Origin of the sequence: Micromonospora sp. WMMD964 (assembly GCF_029581455.1) — a bacterium.
Lineage (GTDB): Bacteria > Actinomycetota > Actinomycetes > Mycobacteriales > Micromonosporaceae > Micromonospora.
In genome coordinates, this window is sequence record NZ_CP120860.1 from 481100 (window position 1) to 507811 (window position 26712).

General features: G+C 72.2%; 21 protein-coding genes. 8 read left to right on the top strand and 13 right to left on the bottom strand.

Annotated features, from left to right (window positions below; genetic code table 11):
* Positions 1-385: 385 nt before the first annotated feature.
* The 3 genes from O7616_RS02245 to O7616_RS02255 form a co-directional block, all read right to left on the bottom strand.
* Positions 386-640, bottom strand: a complete 255-nt coding sequence (locus O7616_RS02245) for a Smr/MutS family protein (protein WP_088987488.1) — start codon at positions 638-640, stop codon at positions 386-388.
* A gap of 140 nt (positions 641-780) precedes the next feature.
* On the bottom strand, positions 781-1149 hold the full coding sequence (locus O7616_RS02250; RefSeq protein WP_088987487.1) for a tetratricopeptide repeat protein: 369 nt from the start codon (positions 1147-1149) through the stop codon (positions 781-783).
* A gap of 91 nt (positions 1150-1240) precedes the next feature.
* On the bottom strand, positions 1241-2011 hold the full coding sequence (locus O7616_RS02255; RefSeq protein WP_282305402.1) for an ROK family protein: 771 nt from the start codon (positions 2009-2011) through the stop codon (positions 1241-1243).
* A gap of 62 nt (positions 2012-2073) precedes the next feature.
* Here O7616_RS02255 and O7616_RS02260 point away from each other — a divergent pair, with 62 nt between their 5' ends.
* The 3 genes from O7616_RS02260 (at position 2074) to O7616_RS02270 (ending at position 5091) form a co-directional block, all read left to right on the top strand.
* Positions 2074-3711, top strand: a complete 1638-nt coding sequence (locus tag O7616_RS02260; protein ID WP_282305403.1) for an ABC-F family ATP-binding cassette domain-containing protein — start codon at positions 2074-2076, stop codon at positions 3709-3711.
* Positions 3711-4058 (top strand): hypothetical protein, encoded by a 348-nt coding sequence (locus O7616_RS02265; protein ID WP_348773849.1) that lies wholly within the window; start codon positions 3711-3713, stop codon positions 4056-4058. Before O7616_RS02260 ends, O7616_RS02265 begins: the two co-directional genes overlap by 1 nt.
* Before the next feature lie 307 nt (positions 4059-4365).
* Positions 4366-5091 (top strand): methyltransferase domain-containing protein, encoded by a 726-nt coding sequence (locus tag O7616_RS02270; protein ID WP_282305404.1) that lies wholly within the window; start codon positions 4366-4368, stop codon positions 5089-5091.
* Here O7616_RS02270 and O7616_RS02275 read toward each other — a convergent pair.
* Complete coding sequence (locus tag O7616_RS02275) at positions 5088-6095, bottom strand: LacI family DNA-binding transcriptional regulator (protein ID WP_282305405.1); 1008 nt, start codon at positions 6093-6095, stop codon at positions 5088-5090. The two genes, O7616_RS02270 and O7616_RS02275, sit on opposite strands and share 4 nt — an antisense overlap.
* 122 nt (positions 6096-6217) lie before the next feature.
* The gene (locus O7616_RS02280; RefSeq protein ID WP_282264365.1) at positions 6218-7714 is read right to left on the bottom strand and encodes an amino acid permease; all 1497 of its coding nucleotides are present in this window, start codon (positions 7712-7714) and stop codon (positions 6218-6220) included.
* 202 nt (positions 7715-7916) lie between these two features.
* Between O7616_RS02280 and O7616_RS02285 the strand changes: the two genes are divergently transcribed.
* On the top strand, positions 7917-9575 hold the full coding sequence (locus O7616_RS02285) for a family 10 glycosylhydrolase (protein ID WP_282305406.1): 1659 nt from the start codon (positions 7917-7919) through the stop codon (positions 9573-9575).
* Between the two features lie 179 nt (positions 9576-9754).
* Entirely contained in the window at positions 9755-10294 is a 540-nt protein-coding gene (locus O7616_RS02290) for a phospholipase (RefSeq protein WP_282305407.1), read from the top strand.
* A 149-nt stretch (positions 10295-10443) separates the two neighbouring features.
* Here the strand turns inward: O7616_RS02290 and O7616_RS02295 are convergent, their stop codons facing one another.
* Complete coding sequence (locus O7616_RS02295) at positions 10444-13284, bottom strand: adenylate/guanylate cyclase domain-containing protein (RefSeq protein WP_282305408.1); 2841 nt, start codon at positions 13282-13284, stop codon at positions 10444-10446.
* Between the two features lie 152 nt (positions 13285-13436).
* Positions 13437-13652 (bottom strand): zinc ribbon domain-containing protein, encoded by a 216-nt coding sequence (locus O7616_RS02300; protein WP_282305409.1) that lies wholly within the window; start codon positions 13650-13652, stop codon positions 13437-13439.
* Positions 13653-13688: 36 nt separating this feature from the next.
* Between O7616_RS02300 and O7616_RS02305 the strand changes: the two genes are divergently transcribed.
* The 3 genes from O7616_RS02305 (at position 13689) to O7616_RS02315 (ending at position 19619) form a co-directional block, all read left to right on the top strand.
* A complete protein-coding gene (locus O7616_RS02305) occupies positions 13689-15158 on the top strand; it encodes a lytic murein transglycosylase (RefSeq protein ID WP_282305410.1) in 1470 nt (489 codons plus the stop codon).
* A 72-nt stretch (positions 15159-15230) separates the two neighbouring features.
* Positions 15231-16247: a GNAT family N-acetyltransferase gene (locus O7616_RS02310; protein ID WP_282307506.1), complete on the top strand. Its 1017-nt coding sequence runs from the start codon at positions 15231-15233 to the stop codon at positions 16245-16247.
* Between the two features lie 93 nt (positions 16248-16340).
* Complete coding sequence (locus O7616_RS02315) at positions 16341-19619, top strand: lamin tail domain-containing protein (protein WP_282305411.1); 3279 nt, start codon at positions 16341-16343, stop codon at positions 19617-19619.
* A 64-nt stretch (positions 19620-19683) separates the two neighbouring features.
* On the opposite strand, the gene O7616_RS02320 is transcribed toward O7616_RS02315, so the two are convergent.
* The 6 genes from O7616_RS02320 to O7616_RS02345 form a co-directional block, all read right to left on the bottom strand.
* The gene (locus tag O7616_RS02320) at positions 19684-20193 is read right to left on the bottom strand and encodes a helix-turn-helix transcriptional regulator (RefSeq protein WP_282264357.1); all 510 of its coding nucleotides are present in this window, start codon (positions 20191-20193) and stop codon (positions 19684-19686) included.
* Between the two features lie 594 nt (positions 20194-20787).
* Positions 20788-21771, bottom strand: coding sequence for a porphobilinogen synthase (hemB, locus tag O7616_RS02325; RefSeq protein ID WP_282305412.1), 984 nt, complete (start codon positions 21769-21771; stop codon positions 20788-20790).
* 20 nt (positions 21772-21791) lie between these two features.
* Positions 21792-23372: a uroporphyrinogen-III synthase gene (locus tag O7616_RS02330; protein ID WP_282264353.1), complete on the bottom strand. Its 1581-nt coding sequence runs from the start codon at positions 23370-23372 to the stop codon at positions 21792-21794.
* Complete coding sequence (hemC, locus tag O7616_RS02335) at positions 23369-24364, bottom strand: hydroxymethylbilane synthase (RefSeq protein WP_282305413.1); 996 nt, start codon at positions 24362-24364, stop codon at positions 23369-23371. Before hemC ends, O7616_RS02330 begins: the two co-directional genes overlap by 4 nt.
* Complete coding sequence (locus tag O7616_RS02340) at positions 24361-25758, bottom strand: glutamyl-tRNA reductase (protein WP_282305414.1); 1398 nt, start codon at positions 25756-25758, stop codon at positions 24361-24363. The genes hemC and O7616_RS02340 overlap by 4 nt, the downstream gene beginning before the upstream one ends.
* A complete protein-coding gene (locus tag O7616_RS02345) occupies positions 25755-26525 on the bottom strand; it encodes a redox-sensing transcriptional repressor Rex (RefSeq protein ID WP_282264347.1) in 771 nt (256 codons plus the stop codon). The genes O7616_RS02340 and O7616_RS02345 overlap by 4 nt, the downstream gene beginning before the upstream one ends.
* Between the last annotated feature and the right edge of the window lie 187 nt (positions 26526-26712).

The following is a 26712-nucleotide window of genomic DNA, read 5'->3' on the forward strand; positions in this document are numbered from 1 at the left end:
GCAGGTTCACCAGGGATGTCGCCAGCCCGAACGAGGCTAGAACCAGGCCCACACTGGTCAACCGGTAACGCCAGAGTTTGTACCGCCAGATGGTGGTCTTTGTCCTCACCGCTCTCTTAGGACCAAGCATCCGCGCTCCCCGCCCGCTGGCACCTGCCTCGGAGGCTGCATCGTAGCGGCGACCCGGAGCCGGCCGCGCGCTCGAAGTTCCGCGCTTTACGGAGATTTGGGGCAGTCCCGAACACGCCCGGCTACCAAGGCCGGATTAACTGCGTCCAGAGTCAGGAATCCGACTGAATGACGCCTGATTACTTCACGCCCAGACCTGCCGGCTCACCGTCTTAGTGTCGAAGAATGGCAGTCACGAGCGATTCCGCAGGTCAGGCTACTTCCAGCGGAAGTGGACGAAGAGGCGGCCGAAGTTCTTCGAGTCCTTCTCCACCCGGTGGTAGAGCTGCTTGACATCCTTCTGATCGAGGAACCGCAGCACGCGCTTCTTGAGCTGGCCGGACCCCTTACCCGGGATGATCTCGACGAGGGTGGCCTTCTTCGCCACCGCCTCGTCCATGATCCCGCGCAGTGCGCGGTCGATGTCCTGGCCCTTGTTGAAGATGTCGTGCAGGTCCAGCTTGAGCTTCATGCCGCAGCCCCCGGCCGGTCAGGTCCCATGTCCGCCATCCTAGGCGCGCCGAACGGCCCGCCCACCAGACGACCAGGGCAGCCGTCGGACGACGAAGGGGCGGCCCCGGAGGACCGCCCCTGCCACGTCACCGGTCACGCTCAGCGGGTGCCACCCACTCGGGTCTCCACCCGCTCCAACGCGGTCCGGTAGTCGTCGTTAGTCGCGTACATCGCGGCGGCGATCCGCAGGTGCCGCAGCGCGTCGTTGTGCCGGTTCAGCCGCTCCAGCGTCCGACCGAGCACGTGGTGCGCGTAGTGGTCGCTGGGGTCCCGGTCGATCAGCTCCCGCAGGTGCTCCTCGGCCCGGTTGAGCTGGGCCGACTGGAAGTACGCCCGGGCCAGCAGTTGCCGAACGGCCGCGTTGCCGGGTTCGGCGTCGACGATCGGCTCCAGCAGTCGGGCTGCTCCGCTCGGGTCACCGGTTTCGAAGAACATGGTCGCCCGCCGGTAGTCCGCCAGAAGATCCATCTGCCCCACCCCCTCGCCTCGTACCGTCACCTGTTCCGACGCTGGCACAACACCGGACGTTTGGCGACTGTTCCCGGGAGTCGAGAAGGGGTCAGGTGTGGGCGCCCCGGCGTCCGGCGGAAAGTTCCCAAGCACGGACACCGCCGACGATTCCGGCGGTGTTCGGCACCACCACCACGTCGTCACCCATCCGGGCGAGCTGCTCGGGCCGGATCAGTCGGGAGTTGCCCCCGCCCAGGTAGAGCCGGTCCCACCGGAACACCGGGCGCAGCCCGTCGACCACCTGCCGGATCCGGCGGGACCAGAAGGCGTCGCCGAGCCGCCGGCGTTCGGGCTCACCCACGTACGTGTCGTAGGTGGTTCCCCAGCGCACCGGCGCGTGCGACAGCTCCAGGTGCGGTGCGAGCACCCCGCCGTCGAAGAGTGCGCTGCCCAGCCCGGTCCCGAGGGTCAGCACCAGTTCGCAGCCGGTGCCGGCGACCACCCCGGCGCCGTGCACCTCGGCGTCGTTGAGCACCAGCGCCGGCACCCCGAAGGCGTCCGCGAGGGCGCCCCGCGCGTCCCAGCCGGACCACTCGGCGAGCAGGTCCGGGTCGACGCGGCTGCGCGGGCCGCTGCGGGTCACGTAGTGCGGCGTGGCGACCACCACCCCGTGCCGGATCATCCCGGGTACGCCGACGGTGAGCCGGTCCGCCGCCGGCAGGCGTCCGCCCAGATCCAGCAGGGTCCGGACGAAGAGCGCGGGCGGCAACGGGTACGGGGTGGGCACCCGCAACGGTCGGGCCCGCATCGTGCCCGCCTCGTCCAGCACGGAGGCCTTGATGCCTCCGCCGCCGCAGTCGATCGCCAGTGTGGTCACCACGCCGTTGAGTCTGCCCGCTGCGGTCGGCTGGTATGCGGGCAGCCGGATAGGCTGCCGTCCTGATGAGCGCCACGATGATCGTCAAGGACCTGGCCGCCGGGCACGGCGACCGCTCGCTCTTCGCCGGGTTGGACCTGGTGGTCGCCCCCGGTGACGTGGTCGGCCTGGTCGGGCCGAACGGGGCCGGCAAGTCGACGCTGCTGCGTACCCTCGCCGGGTTGTTGCCGGTCGAGGCCGGCAGCGTCCGGCTCAGCCCGCCCACCGCGACCGTCGGGCACCTGCCGCAGGAGCCGGAACGGCGACCGGGCGAGACGGTGCGCGACTTCCTGGCCCGGCGGACCGGGGTGACCGCCGCGCAGGCGGCGCTGGACGCCGCGACCGAGGCGTTGACGGCCGGGTCGGCGGGCGCCGACGACGCGTACGGCGACGCCCTGGAGCGCTGGCTCGCCCTCGGCGGCGCGGACCTCGACGAGCGCGCCGAGCAGGTGAGCGCCGACCTGGGTCTGGCGGTGGACCTGGACCACGCCATGACCGGGTTGTCCGGCGGCCAGGCGGCTCGGGCGGGGCTCGCGTCGTTGCTGCTCAGCCGGTACGACGTGTTCCTGCTCGACGAGCCGACCAACGACCTTGACCTGGCCGGGTTGGAGCGGCTGGAGGAGTTCGTCACCGGGCTGCGCGCCGGCACGGTGCTGGTCAGCCACGACCGGGAGTTCCTGACCCGCACGGTGACCCGGGTGCTGGAGTTGGACCTGCCGCAGCAGCAGGTCAACCACTACGGCGGCGGCTACGCGGCCTACCTGGAGGAGCGCGAGGTGGCGCGCCGCCACGCCCGCGCGGACTACGAGGAGTACGCCGAGACGAAGGCCGGGCTGGAGGCCCGCGCCCGCACCCAGCGCGGCTGGATGGAGAAGGGCGTGAAGAACGCCCGCCGCAAGGCCACCGACAACGACAAGATCGGTCGCAAGTTCCGCAGCGAGTCGAGCGAGAAGCAGGCCGCCAAGGCCAAGCAGACCGACCGACTGATCGAACGGCTCGACGTGGTCGAGGAGCCCCGCAAGGAGTGGGAGCTGCGGATGGAGATCGCCGCCGCGCCCCGCGCCGGCGCCGTCGTGGCCACGCTGCGAGGTGCGGTGGTACGCCGAGGCGGATTCACCCTCGGCCCGATCGACCTCCAGATCGACTGGGCGGACCGGGTGGCGGTGACCGGGGCGAACGGCTCGGGCAAGTCCACCCTGCTGGCCGCGCTGCTCGGTCGGCTGCCGCTGGACGCGGGCACCGCCTCGCTCGGGCCCGGTGTCGTGGTCGGTGAGGTGGACCAGGCCCGTGGGCTGTTCCTCGGCGACACGCCGCTGATCGACGCGTTCCACGCGGCCGTACCCCACCTGTCGCCGGCCGACGCGCGGACCCTGCTGGCGAAGTTCGGCCTGCGGGCGGCGCACGTGCCCCGACCGGCGGCCACCCTCTCCCCCGGTGAGCGCACCCGGGCGGCGCTGGCCCTGCTCCAGGGTCGCGGGGTCAACCTGCTGGTGCTCGACGAGCCCACCAACCACCTGGACCTGCCGGCCATCGAGCAGCTCGAATCGGCGCTGGCCGATTACCCCGGAACGCTGCTGCTGGTCACCCACGACCGGCGGATGCTGGCCGCCATCGAGACCAACCGGCGACTCCGGGTCGACGGCGGGCGGATCGCCGAAGATTGATGCAGCTCCGCGGGCCGCCGCGGGGTGAGAATGACGCCATGCTCAAGTGGGAGTACGCCCTGCTGGTCCGCCGCCGCCAGGCGGCGACCAACGACCTCGGCTGGGAGGTCGTGTTCGTCTGGTACGGCCCGGACGGCTCGATGGTCGACGTGACGCCCTACGGCGACACCTCGCTGGCCCACCTGAACCGGGCCGGCGACCAGGGCTGGGAGTTGGTCGCGATGAGCGAGGACCCGTCCCTGCCCGGCAACCACGAGTTGCACCGCTACCACCTGAAACGGCCGAAGCCGGCCGACCCGCCGCCCCGCCAGCGAATGCGCGGCGGCCGCCGAACCCTCTCAGGCTGACCCGACCGTTCAGGGCGTGGCCGCTCCGGCTCTGCGTGGCTGACTTCGCAGGCACCTGACCTGCCGCGGCAGGTCCCACCGCGGCGTGTCGCTGCGTCAGCCCGATGTTCGCGAAGAGTGATATACCTCTGCGTCATATTTATGACTCACAGGTATATCGCTCATCGCGGCTATACCCGCCCGGGCGGCGAGGCTGGGGCACGTCCGTCGACATGCCCGGCCGATCCACCGGCGGGCAAGCCGATCCAGCGACGAGCGGGGCATATCGGGCGCGATAGCGGGTATCGCGCGGCGGGAGGTGGCCCGAATGGTCGCTTTGGCACAGACTCCGCCCTCGGCCGACCGGCTGCGGGCGATCGACGAATTCCTCGCCGACGCCTGGGCGGACCAGGTGCGGCACGACGACCGGCTGCGCGGCCTGACGGTGGAGGTGCGGTTCGACCGGGGGGTGGCCCATCTCAGCGGGGACGTCGCCGAGCCCGCCGAGTTGCGGCTGGTCCGGGACCTGGTGGGGCAACTGGCGGGCGTCTACGGCGTCTGGTGCCGGGTCGGCGTCGACGGGCGCGCGCCGGTGGTGGTGGACCTCGGTTGCGGGCCGACCAAGCAGTGGCCGAGCAACCTGGGACTCGACATCTATCCCGCGCCGGGAGTGAACGCCGTCGCGGACCTGTCCGGCTCGCTGCCGCTGGCGGACGACTCGGTGGACGTCCTCTTCGCGGTGCACATCCTGGAGCACCTGATCGACTTCCTGCCGCTGGTGGACGAGTGCCACCGGGTGTTGCGTCCGGGTGGCGTCCTGCACGTGATGAGCCCCTGGTGGGGGCACGTCAACGCGGTGGCCGACCCGACCCACGTCCGGTTGCTGGACGTGCAGACGTTCAAGGGGATCTGCCAGGGCCGGCCGCCGGGCACCCCACGGTGGTACCCGCTGCACGCGGGCTGCGACGGCGCCTCGATCTTCGCTGACCTGACCCCCCTCCCACCGGACGCCGACCTGGCGTCCAAGCCCCACCTGGCCCGCTTCTTCGACTAGGGGGTCCTGGTGGACTCGCGCAGCTCCAGGCGGTACGGAGCGGAGAGCACCGTCGCCGGGGCGGCCCGTTCGCCGTCGAGGCGGTTCGCCAGGAGGTCGACAGCCAGGTGGGCGATCCGCTCCTTGTCCGGTGCGACGGTGCTCAGGGCGGGGATGGAGAACCTCCCGTCCTCGATGTCGTCGAAGCCGACCACCGCCACGTCCTCGGGCACCCGCAGACCCGCCTCGTGCAGTGCGCGCAGCGCACCGAGGGCGAGCGTGTCGTTGAAGCAGAAGACGGCGTCGGGGCGTACCCCGGAGGTGAGCAGGCCCCGCATCGCGGCCGCACCGTCGGCGCGGTGCCAGACCGGCGCGGACGCCACCAGGGCCTCGTCGCGGTCGAGCCCGGCGGCGCGCAGCGCGTCGGCGTAACCGGCCAGGCGTAGCCGGGCGCTGGCGCCCCCGGCGGTGCGCCCGGCGCCGATGGCCGCGATCCGACGGTGGCCGAGCTTGATCAGGTGGTCGGTGATCTCCCGGGCGGCGCTCACGTTGTCGATCACCACCCGATCGGCCGATCCGTGCTCGACCCGCTCGCCGAGCAGCACCATCGGCGTGCCGTCCAGGCCGGCCAGGTCCTCGACGGTGAGCGCCGACGGGCTGACGATGAGCCCGTCGATCAGGTGGTCGGTGACGCCGGAGGCGACCGCCCGTTCCTGCTCACGCCGACCGCATGTCTGGTCGATCAGGACCGTCCAGCCGTACGCGGCGGCGGCGGTGACGATGTGGCGGGCCAACTCGGCGAAGTACGGGATGTCCAGTTCCGGGACGGCCAACGCGATCACGCCGGTACGGCCCTTGCGCAGGTGCCGCGCGGAGAGGTTGGGCCGGTAGTGCAGCTCGGCGATCGCCTCTTCGACGCGGGCTCGGGTGTCCGCTCGGACGTGCACGTAGCCGTTGACGACGTTGGACACGGTCTTGACCGACACCCCGGCCCGCTCGGCCACGTCCTTGAGCCTGTGCCGCACGTCGCAACCTCCCCGATGTGACCCAGCGCACGGTACCTCGTCGACCCCGTCGCAACGGTGCCCGTGAACGGTGCACGCGAAAGGGCCCCCGCCGCGGCAGGGGCCCTTTCGCGTGGCTGGTGTCAGGCGCTCGGCTCGCGCGGCTGCGGGGCGACGGCGGGCTCGTGACGGGCCAACCGGTTGCGGCGGTAGCCGTACCCGAAGTAGATGAGCGCGCCGAGCAGCATCCAGGCCAGGAACCGCAGCCAGGTCTCCACCGACAGGTTCAGCATCAGGTAGAGGCAGGCCAGCGCGGAGACGATCGGCAGCACCGGGGAGAACGGCACCCGGAACGGTCGCTCCAGGTCCGGGCGCCTCCGGCGCAGGATCGGCACCGCCACCGACACCAGCACGAACGCGCAGAGCGCGCCGATGCTGACCAGGTCGGCCAGGGCGGACAGCGGCAGGAACCCGGCCAGCAGCGCGACCGCCACCGTCATGATCGCAGAGATCCGGTACGGGGTGCCCCAGCGCGGGTGCACCGTCGCGATCGAGGGCGGGATCAGGCCGTCCCGGGCGATGGCGAAGCCGATCCGGCCCATGGCCACCAGGTCGACCAGGATGACGCTGGTGAGACCGGCGACCGCGGCGATGGAGACCAGCACGGCGGCCCAGCCCGCGCCCACCGCCTCGAAGGCCGACGCGATCGGGGCGCCCCGGTCGATCTCGGTGTACGGCACCATCCCGACCACCACCAGCGAGACGCCGATGTACAGCACGGTGGAGATCAGCAGCGTGCCGAGCAGACCCAGGGTGAGGTCCCGCTTGGGCTTGCGCGTCTCCTCGCCCAGGTTGGCCACGGCCTCGAAGCCGGTGTACGCGAAGAAGACCACCGCGGCCGCGCTGAGCACTCCGACGAAGCCGAACACCGATGGCTCCAGCCCGAACAGCGCCTGGGTGACGGGCTGCTTGATGCCGTCGTCGCCGCTGCCCGCGGGCTCGGCCGGCGGGATGAACGGGGTGAGGTTGGCGGCCCGGACGAAGAACAGCCCGGCCACCACCACGAAGACGCAGATCGACACCTTGACCAGCACGAGCAGGTTGGTGATCCGGGCGGACTCGCGGATGCCGACGATCGCGACGATGCCGAGGATCAGCACGATGGCGATGGCGCCCACGTTGACGGTGCTGCCCTCCTCGCCGAACCAGCGGGTCGGCAGGTCGAGCAGTTCGGCGAGGTAGCCGGACCAGCCTCGGGCCACCACCGCGGCGCCGAGCGCGAACTCCAGCAGCAGGTCCCAGCCGATGATCCAGGCGACGATCTCGCCCATCGTGGCGTACGCGTAGGTGTAGGCGCTGCCCGCGGTCGGCACGCTGGACGCCAACTCGGCGTAGCAGAGCGCGGCGAGCAGGGCGACCACGCCGGCGATGGCGAAGGAGATCACCACGCCGGGCCCGGCGCTGTCCCGGGCCTCGATGCCGGTGAGCGTGAAGATCCCGGTGCCGATCACGATGCCGATGCCGAAGCCGGTGAGGTCGAACGCCCCGAGTCGCCTCTTCAGCCCGAGCCCACCCTCGGTGCCGTCCGCCTCACTCTGGGCTATCACGTCCTTGATCGGTTTTGTTCGTAGCACGGACACGCGGTCACCCCTCCCACCGTGCGACCACCTCGGTGGCGGCCGGTGACCGGCGTTGCTACCCAGCGGCGCGAATGGTCAACCACGAACCCTTGCGGTTCGCACCCGAGTGTGAAAATTTCCTACCAGCGGCAGATCGTCGTCGGCGAATCTTTCCGACACGCCGCGCTGATCACACGGGCGCCCCAACGAAGGGACACACCGCATGAAGGCAACTCGACTCGGAGCCGCCGGGCTCGTCACCGCCCTGCTCGCCACCCTCGTCGCCGCCACCCCCGCGACCGCGACACCCCGCAACAGCAGCACCAACGCCACCACCTGCACCACCGACCCGGCCACGCCGAAACGGCAGTTCCGCGCCATGTGGATCTCGTCGGTGGTCAACATCGACTGGCCCAGCAAGGCGTCCCAGGCCAGCCCCGACCGGGTCGCCGCCCAGCAGGCCGAATATCGCGAGCTGCTCGACCTCGCCGAGCGGCTGCACCACAACGCCGTCGTGGTGCAGGTCCGGCCCACCGCCGACGCCGTCTGGCCCTCGCCGTACGAGCCCTGGTCGGAGTACCTGACCGGCGTCCGTGGGCAGGACCCGGGCTGGGATCCGCTGGCCTTCCTGGTCGACGAGGCGCACCGACGCAACCTGGAGTTCCACGCCTGGTTCAACCCGTACCGCGTCTCCATGCCGGCGCCCGGCGGCGCCGGCGCGGACCTCACCCAGCTCGCGCCCGGCCACCCGGCCCGGCAGCACCCGGACTGGACCTTCGCCTACCCGCCGGCCGGCGTCGCCGGCAGCCGGCTCTACTACAACCCCGGCATTCCGGAGGTACGCGAGTTCGTGCAGACCGCGATGATGGACGCGGTCCGCCGGTACGACGTCGACGGCGTGCACTTCGACGACTACTTCTACCCGTACCCCAGCGGCACCTACCAGGTGCCCGACGACGCCACCTTCGCCGCGCACAACCGGGGCTTCACGGACCGGGCGGACTGGCGGCGGGACAACATCAACCTGCTGATCCAGGAGATGAACGGCAAGATCAAGGCGGCGAAGCCGTGGGTGAAGTTCGGGGTCAGCCCGTTCGGCATCTGGCGTAACAAGGCCGCCGACCCGCTCGGCTCGGACACCACCGGCAGCCAGTCGTACGACATCATCTCCGCCGACACCCGCAAGTGGATCAAGCAGGAGTGGATCGACTACGTGGTGCCGCAGCTCTACTGGTACATCGGCCAGTACCCGGCCGCCGACTACGCCCGGCTCGTGCCGTGGTGGGCCGAGACGGTGCGCGGCACCCGCGTGCAGCTCTACATCGGCCAGGCCGACTACAAGAGCGGCGATCCGGCGTACGGGCCGTTCTGGCAGAACCCGCGCGAGCTGTCCGACCATCTGACGCTCAACCGGTCGTACCCGGAGGTGCAGGGCAACGTGCACTTCTCCGCCGTTCAGGTGCGGGCCAACCGGCTCGGGGCGACCGACATCTACGCCGCCGAGCACTACTCCCGCCCGGCGCTCGTACCGGCCATGCCACACCTGCCGGCCAAGCCGCTGCTCTTCCCGGTGATCACCAAGGCCACGCGGCAGGCCGACGGGGTCCGACTGACCTGGCGTCAACCGGCTGACGGGGTACGCCCACTCGGCACCGCCACCTCGTACGCGATCTACCGGTTCGACGGCACCACACTGCCCGGCCGGTGCGGGACGGCGGACGCCGCGCACCTGGTCGACACCGTGCGGGCCGCCTCCGGTGGCAGCCAGTCCTGGGTGGACACCACCGCCCAGCCCGGCCGGCGCTACACCTACCAGGTGACCGCGCTGGACCGGTCGGCCAACGAGAGCCCGACCAGCCCGCCGGCGTTCACAGTGCGCTGACGTGACTGTGCGAGTGCCCCGGTCGCTCCGGCGTCCGGGGCATTCGTCTGTTTGAACGCATGTCACCAATAGTTGGCGAGACACATACCGCCTAGTTGATCAGTTGATCGACACTGATCGACATCCGGTGACCCGCCGGTAACTTCCCGTCCCACCCGCTCACCCCGCGGAGGTAACCCGTGCCCCGACGTCTCGCCACCCTGTTCGCTTCGGGCGCTCTCGCACTACTCGCCACCCTCGTCGCCGCCTCCCCCGCCGCCGCCGTCACCCCCGCCCAGAAGCTGTCCGTGCTGTCCAGCTGGACGCAGACCAGCGCGTCCAGCTACAACTCCTGGAACAACGCCCGGGTCAACCGGGCCCCCTGGGCCGAGTACAACTTCAACTGGTCCACCGACTACTGCTCGTCCAGCCCGGACAACCCGCTCGGCTTCACCTTCAACCTGGGCTGCTACCGGCACGACTTCGGTTACCGCAACTACAAGGCGGTCGGCCAGTTCCCGGCCAACAAGTCCCGCCTGGACAGCGCCTTCTACGAGGACCTCAAGCGCGTCTGCGCCACGTACAACACCGTCGTCCGACCGGCCTGCTACAGCCTGGCCTGGACCTACTACCAGGCGGTCAGCATCTTCGGCTCGGTGGCGGCCGTCCAGCAGGCCGACATCGACCGCGCCGCCCGAATGAAGGCCCAAGCCGAAGCCGCCGCCGCCTCCCGCGCCTAACCCCCACCCCCTCCCCCCACCCCCACCCCCCCGCCCTTCCCACGGTGATCAAGAGGTTTGCGTCAGAATTCGGGCTCCCGATGACGCAAACCTCTTGATCAACAGGGAGCGGTGGGGGTTCCCGGGGGCCTGGGGGCCGGGCCAGGGGGTTAGGCGCGTTCGGTTCGGGATGCGGGGTGGCGGTCGGAGTCGGCGGGGACGCGCGGGGTCGGCTGGGACAGGCCGGTGCTGAAGCGGGTCGAATCCGCCGCCAAGTCCGGGTGTTCCACGTCGAGTGCCAGCGCCGCCGCCTCGTCCAACCCCAACTCGGCACCCTCGCCGTACGCGTCGTCGAAGGCCGTGTCGCCCAGCACCGTACGCAACTCCGCCTGCTGCTCCGCCCAGTAGCCGCCGTAGATGCCCGGGGTGGCCCGCATGCTCGCCCGGGTGGCCTGCGCGGCACCGAAGAGGCGGGCGGCGGTCAACCGGTCACCGCCGATCGCGCAGCGCACCGCCACCGCGTTGAGCGTGTCGCACGCCCGGCCGTGGTAGCCGTGGCCCATCCGGGAACGCAACGCCACCAGCAGGTGCTCGTGTGCGGCGACGACGTCGCCCCGGGCCAACGCGACCATGCCGAGCAGCATGTCCACCGATCGCCGGCCCCGCTCCACCGGCCGGGCCGCCTCCACCGGGCGGACCGCACCCAGCAGCTCCGCCGCCTCCTCCAGCGCACCCCGCCGCCACAGCAACTCGGCCAGGCTGAACACCGCGAACAGCGCCTCGCCGACCACGTCCTGCCCGTGCGCCCAGTCGATGACCTCCCGGCACACCCGCTCGGCCTCGACGAACTGTCCCATGTCCACAAGCGGCGCCGCCCTGCCGGCGAGCACCCGGGCGAGCAGCCCCGCGTCACCGGCCTGCCGGGCCGCCGCCTCCGCCCGCTGCGAGTAGCGCAACTCCTCGGCGAACTCGCCGTCGGCACCGGCGTGCAACGAGTGCATGTGGTAGGCCGCCGCAAGCTCGGACTCGGGGATGCGCTCCCCCGTCTCGGCGATCCGCCCGTACAACCGGAACAACCACAGCCGCCCCTCCCGGGCCAGGCCGCGCTCGAGCCACCACTGGTCCAGCCCACCGGCCAGACCGAGACCGGCCCGGGCGCTGCCCCCGGTGGCGCACCACCGCAGCGCGGCGCGCAACTCCCCGGCGAGCGGGTCCAGGGCGTACAACGACAGCGTGACCGGTCGGCCGTCCTGCCCCAGGTGCGCCCGGTCCAACGCATGCGCCGACCACGCCACGTGCCGGTTCCGGGCGGCCTGCTCCTCGCCCGCCTCGGCCAACCGCCGCGCCGCGTACGCCCGGATGGGGTCGAGCATCCGGTAGGTGCTGCCGGAGGCGCGCGGCTCGGCCAGGACCATCGACTTGTCCACCAGCACCGACAGCGGGTCCAGCGGGTCGTCGCCCAGCAGCCACTCCACCGTCGCCAGGTCCACCGGCCCGGCGAAGACCGCCATCCACCGCAGCAGGCGGGCGGCCCGAGGCCCCAGCGTCCGGTACGACCAGGTGACGGTGGCCTGCATGGTCAGGTGCCGCTCGGTCGCGGAACGCTGCACGGCCCGGCTCGCCGGGGTGGGCGGTGACGCCCCGGCCGCGGCGGCGACCAGGTCCACCGTGTCCTGCTGGTTGCCGGACCAACCCCGCTCCACCGGCGGCGGCTCCGGGTCGTCCCGCCCGGCGTCCAACGTGCCGAGCACGTCGTCGAGCCGCTCGGCGAGCTGACCGACGGACAGCACCCGCAAACGGGCGGCGGCCAACTCGATGGCGAGCGGCAACCCGTCCAGCCGCTGCACCACCCGGCGCAGGTCGGCCGACTCGGCCGGGTCCGGTTGCCGACCGCCACGCGCCGCCGCCGTCCGGTCCAGCAGCAACGCCACCGCGTCGCTCTCCGCGCCGTCGGTCTGCGGGTCGACCGAGAGCGGCGGGATCCGCCACACCACCTCACCCGGCAGGCTGAACGACTCCCGACTGGTGGCCAGCACCCGCACGCCACCCCCACCGGACAGCAGGCGCGCGATCACCTCCGCGCAGGCTGCGGGTTGGGTGTCGCAGGTGTCCAGCACGACCAGCATGCGGCGGTTGGCCGCGTACTCGACCAGGGTGTCCAGCATCGGGCGGCCCGGCTCGGGCCGCAGACCGAGCACCGCGGCGATCGCGAACGCCACCAGCCCCGGGTCGGTCACCGCGGCGATGTCCACGAACCAGACCCCGTCCGGGTACGCCTCGACCACGCCGCTGGCCAACTCCACCGCGAGGCGGGTCTTGCCCGCGCCGCCCGCGCCCAGCACCGTGACCAGGCGGTGTTGCCGTACGAGCAGGCCCAACTCGACGCGCTCGGTCTGCCGGCCGACGAACGAGGTCACCTGGGTCGGCAGGTTGTGCGCCACCGTGTCGGCGGTGCGGGGGCGGGGGAACTGCCGCTCCAGACCCGGTGCGACCAGTTGGAAGAGTCGTTCCCGATCGTCGAAGCCGCGCAACCGGTGCAGGCCCAGGTCGAGCAGGGTCGCACCGGGCGGCAACGGCTCGGCCCGCCGTGCCGTGGACGCCGAGCAGAGCACCTGCCCACCGTGCGCGGCGGCGGCCACCCGGGCGGCCCGGTGCACCTCGGGGCTGGCGTACTCGCCGTCGCGCGGCTCGGCGTAGCCGGTGTGCAGGCCCATCCGCACCCGTGGGGCCGCTTCCGGGGTGGGCCAGTCGTGACTGGACAACGCCCGCTGGGCGGTCAGGCACGCGGTCAGCGCCGCAGCGGCGTCCTCGAAGGCCAGGAAGAACGAGTCGCCCTCGGTCAGCAGCTCCGCCCCACCCGTGCTGGCCAGTGTTCGACGCAGCAGCCGCCGATGCTCGGCGAGCACCGGCCGGTAGTCCGGGCCGAGCAGCTGGGCCAGCCGGGTCGAGCCCTCGATGTCGGTAAACACGAAGGTCACCCAACCGCTCGGGAGCTGGATCCGTGGCGACATGCGTGGAACCTCCGCCCGTGACGTCGGATTCATGCTGCCTGAGTCCGAGCGGTCACACATCGTGAGAACGGCCGGGCAGGTGCCGCCTCAAAGTGCCACTCAGCCCTGCTCCCGGCAAGGCCCGCCCACCATGCGGCAGAGAATCGGCTCGATCAGCAGCCGCACGCGCCCCCGCAGCAACCGCCACCGGTGGACGCGGGGGGGCCACCGGCGGCACCACCCCGGCCGGTGACCGCGACCGCGGACAGCAGCTTGACCGTGTCGGTGTGACCGTGCGGGCAGTTCGCCGGCTCACCGGCCGCCGCCATCGAACGGTTGACCTCGAAGGTGTCGCCGCAGGCGCGGCAGCGGAACTCGTACCGGGGCATGAAGCCAGGGTACGTGGATCTGGCGTTTGGCGTGGCATGGGTGATACTCGACGGGTGGTGGACGGCGAGGACGACACGCGTGTGCAACGGTTACGACCGGCCGCTCCGCTGGACGGGCCGCTGGAGGGCTCGGGGGCGGCGCCTGATCCGGTGCGTGCGGTGCCCCGCCCACGCCGGCCCTGGCTGAGCGGACGTTCCGGGGGTTCGACGACCACATCGGCGGCCACGCCGGCCGAGCCCGACCAGGGCGCGAGCGGCACGCCGGCCCCGGCCACGCCGGTTACGGCCTCTGACGGCAAGCGCGAGGACGCGCCCGCCGAAACCCCGAAGACCGAGGCCGCAACGGTCGCGGACCCGAAGACCGCGGATCCGAAGGTGACGGGCCCGACGACCACCGAAACCAAGGCCGCGGACGCCAAGGCCACGGACGCCGAGGGCACCGACGCCGAGGGTGCCGACACGCGACCCGCCACGGTGGCCGCCGACGGGGATCCGGCGAAGACCACCGTGGACGAACTGCCCGTGGTGCCGGCGTCCGATCCGGCCCGGCGACGGCGGGTGCCCTTCGCGCACGCGGTACGGGTGCAGCCACGCCGGGCCGCCGCCACCGCAGCCCACGCGACCCGCGCCTGGGCCCGTCGGCCCAGCGGTCGGCTCACCCTGCCCGGTGTGTTCCTGCTGGCGCTGGTCGGCGCTACCGCTGCGGCGGGCGCGCTGCTCGTGCCGGCCACGATCCGCGCGCCCCGACCGGTCGCGGCCGACGCCACGGCGACGGCGGGCGCACCGCCCGCGGCACCGTCCGGCCTCCCCACCGGCCCACTCCCGACCGGCCCACTCCCCACCGGCCCACTCCCGACCGGTTCGGTGCCCGGCGGCGGGCTACCCAGCGGGTTCCCGACCGGGCAGCCCACCATCGGGCCGGTGATCGGAGGTCGGCCGTCGGACGCCCTGGCCGGCTGGGCTCAGCAGGTCGGTGCCAAGGTGGGCATCCCGGCCGTCGCCATGCAGGCGTACGGCTACGCCGAACTCGTCCTCGCCCAGACCAACCGCAGCTGCGCGCTGAGCTGGACCACGCTGGCCGCGATCGGCCAGGTCGAGTCGGGGCACGGCTCGGCCAACGGTGCCCGGTTGGGCCAGGACGGCAAGGCGCTACCGCAGATCATCGGGCTGCCGTTGGACGGGAAGGACGGCCGGATGCGGATCATCGACACCGACCGTGGAGACCTCGACGGCGACCGGGTCCTCGACCGCGCCATCGGGCCGATGCAGTTCATCCCGACGACCTGGCGGGAGATCGGCGCGGACGCCGACAACGACGGGCGCAAGGACCCGCACGACCTGGACGACGCCGCCCTGGCAGCGGGAAACTACCTCTGCAAGGGCGGTCGGAACCTGAGCATCGCGGGCGACTGGTGGAACGCGATCCTCTCCTACAACGATGTCCGGCGGTACGCCCAAGACGTCTACGACACCGCGAACCGGTACGGACGGACCAGTCGCCAGTGAAGTGATCGTCTCGATACGTTGGAGAACTGGACACTTCCCCCGGGAAGCTGTTAGCGGCAAGCTAGACGAGTGATGGTGCGCGAGTGGGACCCCAGGACCGCGTCGTCTGCCGAGATCGCGTCGCTGCTGGCCACGCTGAACGCGGTTCTGGCGGCCGATCTGCCGCAGGACCCGCCGTGGCGGGAGACGTCGCTGCGGGAGTACCTCGCCGAGGTGATGCCGGGTGAACGGCGGATCTCCTGGATCGCCCAGGCCGAGCCGACCGGGCCGGACGACCCGGGCGCGGTGCTCGGCCAGGTCCACGTGCTGCTCCTCGGCGACATCGGCGTGCTCGAGGTGCTGGTGCACCCGTCCGTGCGGCGCGGTGGTCTCGGTCGTGACCTGGTGTTGCGCGCCGCCCGCCGGGTCTACCAGGAGGGCTTCCGGTCGATCGGGGTGGAAGTCGTCGGCGACACGCCGGCGGTGGCCTTCTACGAGTCGCTCGGCTTCACCCGGGAGTACGTGGAGACCCGCAGTGTGCTCGACCTGACCTCGGTCGACTGGGCGGAGCTGGCCGAGATGGCGGCCGGCATCGGCGCGGGCTACCACCTGGAGTTCTTCCCGGGCGGGCCACCGGACGACCTGATCGAGGCGTACGCGCGGGCGAAGGCCGAGGTGCGCGACGTCGAGGACGGTGAGCTGCGCCCCAGCTCCTACGACCCAGAGCGGCTACGCGACAGCCTCGACACCCTGCACCGGCGGGGCATGAAGCCGTACATCGTGCTCGCCCGGCACGAGCAGAGCGGCGAGGTGGCCGGCCTGACCGAGGTGGTGGTGCCGGCGCAGCACCCGACCCGCGCCGACCAGTACGACACGATCGTCGCGCAGGACCACCGGGGCTACGGCATCGATCGGGCGATCAAGGCTCGGATGTTGTTGGAGTTGCGCTCCGCCGAGCCGGAGCTGATCGAGGTGCAGACCTGGAACGCGCAGGCCAACGAGGCGATGCTGAAGGTCAACGCGGAGTTGGGTTACCGATCCGACCGGGACTGGTGCGAATACAGCGTCGACGTCGCTGAGCTGGTGCATCGTCTCGACCCGCCGCACTGAGGGAATTCACGAAACTGTCCACTAGGGGATGGACGGTGGACAGTCGCGCACCTTAACGTGCGTTGACCCCCATCCACCCATCGTGGAGGCCCTATGCGCCCGCGCCGCTCTTTCGCCGCGCTCGCGACCGCCACCGCCGCCGTGACAGTCACGGCGCTCGGCGTCGCACCCACCGCGGCCAGCGCCGCGCCCACCGACCTGTTCATCTCGGAGTACGTCGAAGGTTCGTCGAACAACAAGGCGATCGAGCTGTTCAACGGCACGGGCGCCGCCGTCGACCTGACGGCCGGCGGCTACCAGTTGCAGCTCTACTTCAACGGCTCCACCACGGCCACCACGATCGCGTTGACCGGGAGCGTCGCCGCGGGTGACGCGTTCGTGTTCGCCAGCGCCTCGGCCGGGGCCGCCATCCTCGCCCAGGCCGACCAGACCACCGGGGCGAGCCTGTTCAACGGTGACGACGCGATAGTGCTGCGTCGGGGCACCACCGTGCTCGACTCGATCGGGCAGGTGGGCGTCGACCCGGGCACCGAGTGGGGTGCCGGCACCACCAGCACCGCGGACAACACCCTGCGTCGGGTTCCGACCGTGACCGTCGGCGACACGGACCCGTCGGACGCGTTCGACCCGGCCGCGCAGTGGGCCGGTTACCCGGTCGACACCTTCGACGGGCTCGGCGCGCACACCGTGGACGGCGGCGGTCCGGTCGACGTGCCGGCATCGCTGACCTGCGGTGGTCCGCTCGTCACCGCGGTCGGCACGGCCGCGACCCGGGAGGTCACCGCCACCGACCCCGACGACACGATCGTCGAGCTGGCCGTGACGGCGGTCAGCCCGACCCCGTCGACCGGTTCGATCACCCGTACCGCGTTCACCCCCGCGGACGGGCTGGGCGGCACCGCACGGGCCACGGTCAGCGCGAGTGCCGACCTCGCCGCCGGGGCGTACACGGTCACCCTCACCGCGACCGACGCGGGCGGCGGCACCGCCACCTGCGCGCTGGCCGTGCAGGTGACCCGGGAGCTGACCGTCGGCGAGGTGCAGGGTCCGACCACCGACACCGAGTCCGGTCCGACCGACCGGTCGCCGCTCGCACCGGCGAGCGGCAACGGCACGAGCAGCACGCTGTACGACGTTCGCGGCGTGATCACCCAGTTGACGCTGGCCCGCACGTCGGCCGGGGTGGAGCAGCACGGCTTCTTCCTGCAGAGCCGTACCGGCGACACCGACGGCGACCCGACCAGTTCCGACGGCATCTTCGTGTTCATGGGCACGTTCACCTCGCTGATCGGCGGCTACGTGCCGACCGTCGGCGACGAGGTCGTGCTGCGGGCCCGGGTGTCGGAGTACTACAACTTCACCCAACTCTCCGGTGCCTCGCTGGTCCGCCGGATCGCCGGTGGCCTGGCCGTGGACACCGCGGTCGCGGTCACCGACGCGGTGCCACCGGTCGAGCTGACCGACGCGCAGCGTTTCTGGGAGCGGCACGAGGGTGCCCGGATGCGGGTACGCGCGGGCAGCGGCGCGGTCAGCGGACGGGACGTGTTCTCGTCGACCGCCGACGCCGAGCTGTGGGTGGTGGACCGGGACGACCCACTGCTGGACCGCGCGGACCCGTACGCCAGGCGGGTCTTCCGTGATTCGCACCCGCTGGACAACGACCCGACCCGCCCCTTCGACGACGGCAACGGCCAGCGGACGCTGCTCGGCAGCATGGGTGTGAAGGCCACCGCCGGGGACAGCGCCGCGCTGCTCCCGCCGGCGCACACCTTCGACACGCTGCACGCGGACGCGGTGGGTGGTGTCTACTACTCGTTCGAGAAGTACGGCGTCCAGGTCGAGAGTGCCGAGTTCGACGCCGGTGCCGACCCGTCGAAGAACAACCCGCCGAAGCCGGCCGACCGGTCGCAGGAGGTGGCGGTGGCCACCTACAACGTGGAGAACCTGTACGACTACCGCGACGACCCCTTCGACGGCTGTGACTTCGCCGGGAACGCCGGCTGCACCGGGGTCAGCCCGCCGTTCGACTACGTGCCGAGCAGCGAGGCGGACTACCGGCAGCAGTTGGCCGCGCTCGCCGACCAGATCGTCAAGGACCTGCACGCTCCGGACCTGATCCTGGTGCAGGAAGCCGAGGACCAGGACATCTGCACGGTCTCCGGTACTGCGCTGAGCTGCGGCGACACCAACGACGCCGATGGTGCGCCGGACAGCCTCCAGGAGTTGGCGCTCAGCGTGGCGGCCGCCGGTGGGCCGGCGTACGCCGCTGCCTATGACCGGACCGGCGCGGACGCCCGCGGTATCACCGCCGCGTTCCTCTACCGCACGGACCGGTTGTCGCTGGCCGCCGCGACGGCGGGCGACCCGCTGCTGGGCTCGACGCCGTCCGTCGAGTACCGCGCGGCGGGGCTGCCGACCAACGCCGACGTGCAGAACCCGAAGGCCCTGAACGCGGTGTTGCCGTCGGACGTGGACACCTCCACCGGCAAGGACGGGAACAACGTCTTCACCCGTGCCCCCCAGCTGGGCAAGTTCAGCGTGGCAGCGGCACCCGGTGCGTCGGAGCGGTTCACCATGTACGCGCTCAGCAACCACTACTCCTCCGGCCCGGACAGCCGGGTCGGGCAGCGGCGGGAGCAGGCGCGCTACGGCGCGGCGATCGTCACGGCGATCGAGGCGGCCGACCAGACCGCCCGAGTGGTCTACGGCGGGGACCTGAACGTCTTCCCCCGCCCGGACGATCCCATCGCGACCGGTGACCAGCCGACCCCGTCGGACCAGCTCGCCCCGCTCTACGAGGCCGGGCTGCACAACCTGTGGGACGACCTGGTCGCGGACGTGCCGTCGTCGGCCTACTCGTACAGCTTCGAGGGGCAGGCGCAGACGCTCGACCACCTGTTCGTCAACGACGCGCTCCACGACGACCTGGTGCAGGTGCGGGCGGCTCACGTCAACGCCGACTGGCCGGCGGAGTTCACCGGCGACGGCTCGCGGGGTTCCAGTGACCACGACCCGCAGGTGGCCCGGTTCCGGTCCCGGGCGTCGTTGACCGTCGCCGACACGGCGGTGGTCGAGGGCGACCAGGGCACCCGGCAGCTCACCTTCACCGCCACTGTGTCCCGGCCGTTGTCCCAGCCGGTGCTGCTCTGCGCCGCCACCGTCGGCGTCAGCGCGCAGGTCGGCTCGGACTTCGACGGGTACGCAGGCTGCAAGGTGTTGGCGGCGGGGCAGACGTCGGTGGTGTTCCCGGTGACGGTGCGCGGTGACCGCAAGCGGGAGGCGGACGAGAAGCTGACACTGCTGGTGGCCGGCGTACCCGGTCTGCGGCTGGCCGATCCGCTCGCGGTCGGCAGGATCACCAACGACGACTGACGTCGCGCGTTCCGCCGAGGCCCGTCGACCCGTACCGGGTCGACGGGCCTCTGTCGTGCCGGGCTCACACCGGCCCACGCGGGGGCCAGGGCGGTCGGGGCAGGTGCCGGTGCTGGGCCACGCGCACCTCCCATTGGCTGCGCCGACGCATCGCGTCCCGGACCTCCCGGTTGCGGTGGAACGTCTCCGGCGGGCGGGCGAGCCCGTAGACGTCCGCCCACCACTCCCCCGGCTCGGGGTCGAGGATGGTGTCCAGGTGCGACGGGTAGCGACGCTCCGCGCCGTTGCGAGTGTCCTGCCAGTCACGCATCGGTTTCAGCACCCGGCCGAACTCGTCCACCACGGCCAGCCGGCAGCCCACCACACCGATGATGCGCCGGAGCAGGACGATGCTCGGCACCATGCGACCGGCCTCGATCCTGCCGATGGTGGCGTGGTGCACACCCGCCCACCGGGCCAGCTCGCGCTGGCTGAGGTCGGCACGGCGGCGGACCGCGCGGACGATTCCGGCGGCCGGCCAGGGCGCGTCGAAGGGTTCGGTGATCAGGACCGGCTCGGTTGAGGAATCGCTCACGCCGTCACGGTCCCGCCTGGTGCGGCTGGCCGCAATCCCGAATGCCTCAGCTGTGGACAACCAACTGGGCTGTGGAAAACGCCTGCGGCCGGCAGGTCACTGTCCGTGTTTGAGACTCGATGCCCGTTGCCGTTACGCGGAGCAACGGGTGTCACGCTGTTCCGTCGGGCCAGCCGCCGCCGACCGAGCCCACCCCACGCGTGACCAGGGAGATCACGATTCCGGCCGCCGGGCACCCCACACCCTGACCCGCCCCTTTGCTCTGCAGCTCGATATGCACCAGTCACCGAGGGTGTGTGTCGCCGTCGTGGGTGCAGAGCAAAGGACGGAAGGGGGGTGGTGGTTTCCGGGATGGAGGGTCACGCTACGCAACCGGCATAGCCTGACCCGCAAGTCGGCGTGGGCGCAGAGCCCGTCGGCCCGTCGGCCCCCGAAGCGGTGCGTCGGGCAAGACCTACCGCCGCCGCCCGCAAACCCGGGAGACGGGGCGGCCGAGAGGCGGCTGCACGCGCGCGAACCGACACGCCTCCCGCCACCCTGCGGGAGACGGCGCAGCCGGCACGGCGCCGGCCGAGGGGACAGGCCCGCCCGGGGTCAGTAGCGCTGGCGGAGCAGGTTGGCGGCCTCGACCGCCCAGTAGGTGAGGATGACCTGCGCGCCGGCCCGCTTGATCGAGGTGAGCGTCTCCAGCATGACGCGCTCCCGGTCGATCCAGCCGTTCGCGGCGGCGGCCTCGACCATCGCGTACTCGCCGGAGACCTGGTAGGCGGCGACCGGCACGTCCACGGCGGCCCGCACCGCCGACACCACGTCGAGGTAGGGCAGCGCCGGCTTGACCATCACCAGGTCGGCGCCCTCGGCCACGTCGAGCGCGACCTCGCGCAGCGACTCACGCAGGTTGGCCGGGTCCTGCTGGTAGGTGCGCCGGTCGCCCTCCAGCGCCGACTCGACCGCCTCGCGGAACGGGCCGTAGAAGGCGGAGGCGTACTTGGCGGCGTACGCCAGCACCGCCACATCCTGGTGCCCGGCGGCGTCGAGCGCCCGGCGCACCACGCCGACCTGACCGTCCATCATCCCGGACGGCCCGACCATGCCGACCCCGGCGGCGGCCTGGGCCACCGCCATCTCGGCGTACGCGGCGAGGGTGGAGTCGTTGTCGACCTCACCGTCGGGGGTGAGCAGCCCGCAGTGCCCGTGCGAGGTGAACTCGTCCAGGCACAGGTCGCTCATCACCACCGTGGCGTCGCCCACCTCGGCAACCACGTCGCGGATGGCGACGTTGAGGATGCCGTTCGGGTCGATGCCGCCGGAGCCGGTCGGGTCCCGCTGCTCCGGCACACCGAAGAGCATGATCCCGCCGACACCGGCCTGGACGGCCTCGACCGCCGCCTTGCGCAGCGAGTCCCGGGAGTGCTGGAGCACTCCCGGGAGCGACCCGATCGCCCGGGGCTCGCTCAGCCCTTCCTTGACGAACATCGGCACGACCAGCTCGGCCGGGTCGACCCGGGTCTCGGAGACCAGCCGGCGGATCGCCGGGGTGCGGCGCAGCCGGCGGGGCCGGATCTCGGGGTACGACATGGAAGGGCCTCCTCGAACGACTACCGGAAGCGCAGGGCGGTCGGGCCCTGCACCTTGGAGCCGCGGCGCTGCTTGGCCGGCATGGCGGCCAACTTCTCGCGCAGCTCGACGGCGTAGGCGGCGAGCGCCTCCACCAGGTCGGGCACCGAGGCGTGCGGCGGCTGGACGTCGACCCGCAGGCCGAACTCCGTCGCGGTCTCCGCCGTCTTGGGCCCGATGACGGCAACAACCGTCCGGGCGTGTGGCTTCCCGGCGATGCCGACCAGGTTGCGCACGGTGGAGGACGAGGTGAAGAGCACGGCGTCGAACCCGCCCGACTTGATCGCGTCCCGGATCTCGGCGGGCGGCGGCGCGGCCCGCACCGTCCGGTACGCGGTCACGTCGTCGACCTCCCAGCCGCGCTCGGTGAGCCCGGCGGCGAGCGTCTCGGTGGCGATGTCGGCGCGCGGCAGCAGCACCCGGCCCACCGGGTCGAGGATCTCGTCGTGCGGGGAGAACTCGGCCAGCAACCCCTCGGAGGACTGCTCCCCGGCGGGGATCAGCTCCGGCTGGATGCCGAACGCGCGGACCGCGTCCGCGGTGGCCTCACCGATGCAGGCGATCTTGACGCCACCGAAGTGCCGGGCGTCCAGGCCGTGCTCGGCGAACTTCTCCCAGACCGCGCGGACCGCGTTGACCGACGTGAAGATCACCCAGGCGTACCGGCCGTCGACCAGGCCCTTGACGGCCCGCTCCATCTGCGCCGGAGTACGCGGCGGCTCGACCGCGATGGTCGGCACCTCGCACGGGATCGCCCCGTACGCGCGCAGTCGGGCGCTCATCGCGCCGGCCTGCTCCTTGGTGCGGGGGACGAGCACCTTCCAGCCGTACAGCGGGCGGTTCTCCCACCAGCTCAGCTTGTCGCGCTGGCCCACCCCGACACCGACGGTGAGCACCACCCGGCCGGTGAAGCCGAGCGCGGCGGCCACGAAGCTGTCCACGGTCGACGTGGTCGTGTACTGGGTCTCGCCGGTGCCGTCGCCGGTCACACCGACTCCGGTGGTGCCGTCGACCCCGGCGGCGAGCAGCCCGTCGCGGACGGCGGCGAGGTCACCGGCGTCCACGGCGAGCGCGAGCGAACCCCGGCCGACGGCCGTGGCCAGCGCCTCGAAGTCCAGTGCGCTGACGTCCTCGACGTCGGCGGCCGTACGCACACCCGGCAGCGGAACACCGGCGTAGGTGGCCACACCCTCGGCCTGACCGACGCCGGGCACGACCTCGAAGTGGGCGGCGGTGCGGGCCACGGCCTGCACCTCCTTGACCACCGAGTCGTGGCCGAACGGGTCACCAGCGACCAGGTGCACCGCGTTCAGCCCGGAACGGGCAGCGGAGATCAGCACCTTCGCCACGTCCCCCGGCACGCCTTCGGCGGGGGTGAACTCGGCGTCGTCCCTGGCTTCGGCGCGTACGACGGCGAGCAACGACTCCGGGACACCCCGGTCGTAGATCACCTGGTCGGCGTCGACCAGGGCGTCGTGCGCCCGACGGGTCAGCAGGCCCGGGTCACCGGGGCCAGCCCCGACGAACGCGATACGGCCGACGGGCTTACGGGTGCGGGTCATTCTGTGCTCCCAAATTGCTGGGTCCCCGGGCCGGTGTGTCCTTCGTGGCCGAGGATCGAGTCGGCGCCGAGGTCGAGGAGTTCGGCGGCGAGTGCCTTACCGATCTCCGCCGCGTCGGCGGGCGTTCCGGTGCGGGACAGCCGGAGGTCACGAGTGCCGTCCGGGCTGATCACCGCCCCGCGCAGGTAGATCTCATTGACAACATCGCCTTCGGCGGCAGAGCCGACTGGCTCGCCTTCGGCGAGGATGGCATAGGCGGCGACGGGTGCGCTGCACCCGGCCTCCAGGGTTGCCAGAAACGCGCGTTCCGCGGTGACCGCGGCACGCGACGGTGCGTGGTCGAGCACCGCGAGCAGCTCGACCAGGTCCTGGTCGTCGGCCCGGCACTCCACTGCCAACGCGCCCTGGGCGGGCGCGGGCAGCATGAGCATCGGGTCCAGCGTCTCGGTGATCACGTCGACCCGGCCGAGTCGGGCCAGCCCGGCTCGGGCCAGGACGACGGCGTCCAGGTCGGCGTCGGGGCCGAGCACCCGCGCCAGGCGGGTGTCCACGTTGCCGCGGATCGGGGTGACCTCGAGTTGCAGACCGAGCGCGTGCAGTTGGGCGATGCGGCGCAACGCGCCGGTGCCCACGGTGGCTCCGGGCGGCAACTCGGCGAGCGTCCGACCGTCGCGGGCGATCAGCGCGTCGCGCGGGTCCTGCCGGGCCGGCACCGCCGCGATGTGCAGCCCGGCGGCGGCAGCCGTGGGCAGGTCCTTGTACGAGTGCACCGCGAAGTCGATCGTCCTGGCGGTCAGCGCGTCGCGCAGCGCGGAGACGAACACCCCGACGCCGAGCCGGTGCACCGGCGCGGTGGAGCGGTCGCCGGCCGTGACGACCTCGACCAGCTCGACCGGGCGGCCGGTGGCGGCGGTCAACGCTTCGGCGATCTGGCCGGACTGGGCCATCGCCAAGGCGCTGCCCCGGGTGCCGAGGCGCAGGGGGGCGGTCATCGCGCACCTCCGGTGGGCGGGGTCGGCTCGGCGGCGTCGGCGGTGGGCATCGGGCCGGCGCCGGGCATCGGCAGGCCCAGGTCGGGCGTGAGGACGTCGGGGACGGTGTCCACCGGCGAGGTCTGCGGGACTTCGAGGTCGAACAGTTCGCGCAGCAGGGCCGCGTACTGGTCGCCGCCGGGCTCGGCGGCCAACTGGCGGACCTTGACGGTGGGCTGGTGCAGCAGTCGCTGCACGACCCGGTGCACCGTGCGGGCCACCTCGGCTCGCAGGTCGTCGCCGAGGTCGGGGCGACGCTGGGCGAGTCGGCGCAGCTCGGCGGTGACGACGTCGTCGGCGCGACCGCGCAGCGCGGCCACGGTGGGTGCCACGTCGGCGCCGCGCAGCCAGGTGAGGAAACCCTCCACCTCGCTCAGCACGATGCGCTCGACGGCGGCGGCGTCGGCGGCGGCGGGGCCGTCGGCGAGCAGTGCGGCCATCCGGTCGATGTCGATCACCTCGACGCCGGGCAGCTCGGCGACGCCCTCCTCGACGTCGCGCGGAACGGCCAGGTCGAGGAGGACCAGCGGGCCCCGGGCCGGGTCCCGTTCGGCCAGCGCCGCGCTGACCACCGACCGGGTGAGGACCGGTTCGGTGGACGCGGTGGCGGCCACTACGATGTCCACTGTGGAGAGAGTGTCGGCCAGCTCGGCCATCGGTGCGGCACTCGCTCCGTACGACTCGGCGAGCCGGACGGCCCGGTCGGCGCCCCGGTTGCTGACGGTGAGCGGCCCGGCGCCCAGCCGGGACAGGGTGGCCACTCCGAGCGAGCCCATCGCGCCGGCACCGACCACCAGGGCCGGGCGGCCGACGAGGTCGCCGTCGAGGTATCCGGCGGCCAACTCCAGCGCGGCGGTGACGACGCTCTGGCCGGCCCGGTCGATGCCGGTCTCGGCGTGGGCCCGCTTGCCGACCCGCAGCGCCTGCTGCATCAGCTCGTGCAGCAGCCGGCCGGCCGAGTCGGCACCGGTGGCCCAGTGGTACGCGTCGCGCAACTGCCCGAGGATCTGCGCCTCGCCGACGACCATCGAGTCCAGGCCGGTGGCGACGCGGAAGACGTGGTCCACGGCGGCGTTGTCGTAGTGCACGTACAGGTGGCTGGCGAGCGCCGCCGGAGGGCTGCCGGCCTGTTCGGCCAGGACGGCGCAGACGTCGCCGAGCCCGCCGTGGAAACCGGACACCGCGGCGTACACCTCCACCCGGTTGCAGGTGGAGACGATCACCGCCTCGGAGACGTACGGCTGGGCGATCAGGCGATCCAGGGTGCGGGTCAGGTCGGCCGGGGGCACGGCCAGCTGCTCCAGCGTGGCGACCGGGGCGGTCCGGTAGGACGCGCCGACGACGAGCAGTTTCACGTGCCGATCGCCTCCTGGGTGTCGGTGGCCGCGAACCCGCCCGGCAGGGCGGTGAGAGCGGACCCGCCGGTGGCGGGCAGCGCGGTCAGCGACGCCTTGCGGTGCTCGTGGAAGGACAGAATCTGCAGCTCGATGGCGAGGTCGACCTTGCGCACGTCGACCCCCTCCGGAACCGAGAGTACGCACGGCGCGAAGTTGAGGATGCTCGTCACGCCGACGGCGACCAGTTGGTCGGCGACCTGCTGGGCGGCGGCGGCCGGGGTGGCGATCACGCCGATCGCGAGGGCTTCCTCGGCGGCGACCGTGGGCAGGTCGTCGACATGCCTGACCACCAGGCCGTTGATCTCCTCGCCGACCCGGGAGGGATCGGCGTCGAGCAGTGCGGCGATCCGGAAGCCTCGGCTGGCGAAGCCGTCGTAGCCGGCCAGAGCGTGACCGAGATTACCCACGCCGACCAGGGCGACGGCCCGTCGTTGGGTGAGCCCGAGCACATACTCGATCTGCTCGATCAGGAGCGCGACGTCGTAGCCGACGCCCCGGGTGCCGTACGAGCCGAGGTGGGACAGGTCCTTGCGGAGCTTCGCGGAGTTGACACCGGCGGCGGCGGAGAGGCCCTCGCTGGAGACCGTCTCGTGCCCGGTCTCGGCGAGGTTGTGCAGCGCGCGCAGGTATTCCGGCAGCCGAGCGACGGTCGCCTCAGGCAGGTCCGGGAGCGCTGGTACGGCACCGGCGCGGCCGGGCGCGCCTGGGTGACGGTGCTGACTCATGAGACTCCGTGCGGTGCGATCCTCGGCCAACTCCGCTGGTCGGCCGTTTGTGGACTCCCGCTGGCGACCGAGGTTGCCGGCTGTGCTAGCAGGGCGCGTCGGAGTCACAGCGTAGGCGCTTGTGAAGACGTGCACAAATCGCGATCTTGCCGCTGCGTGACGCAACCTCACCAGCACCTCCATTCCG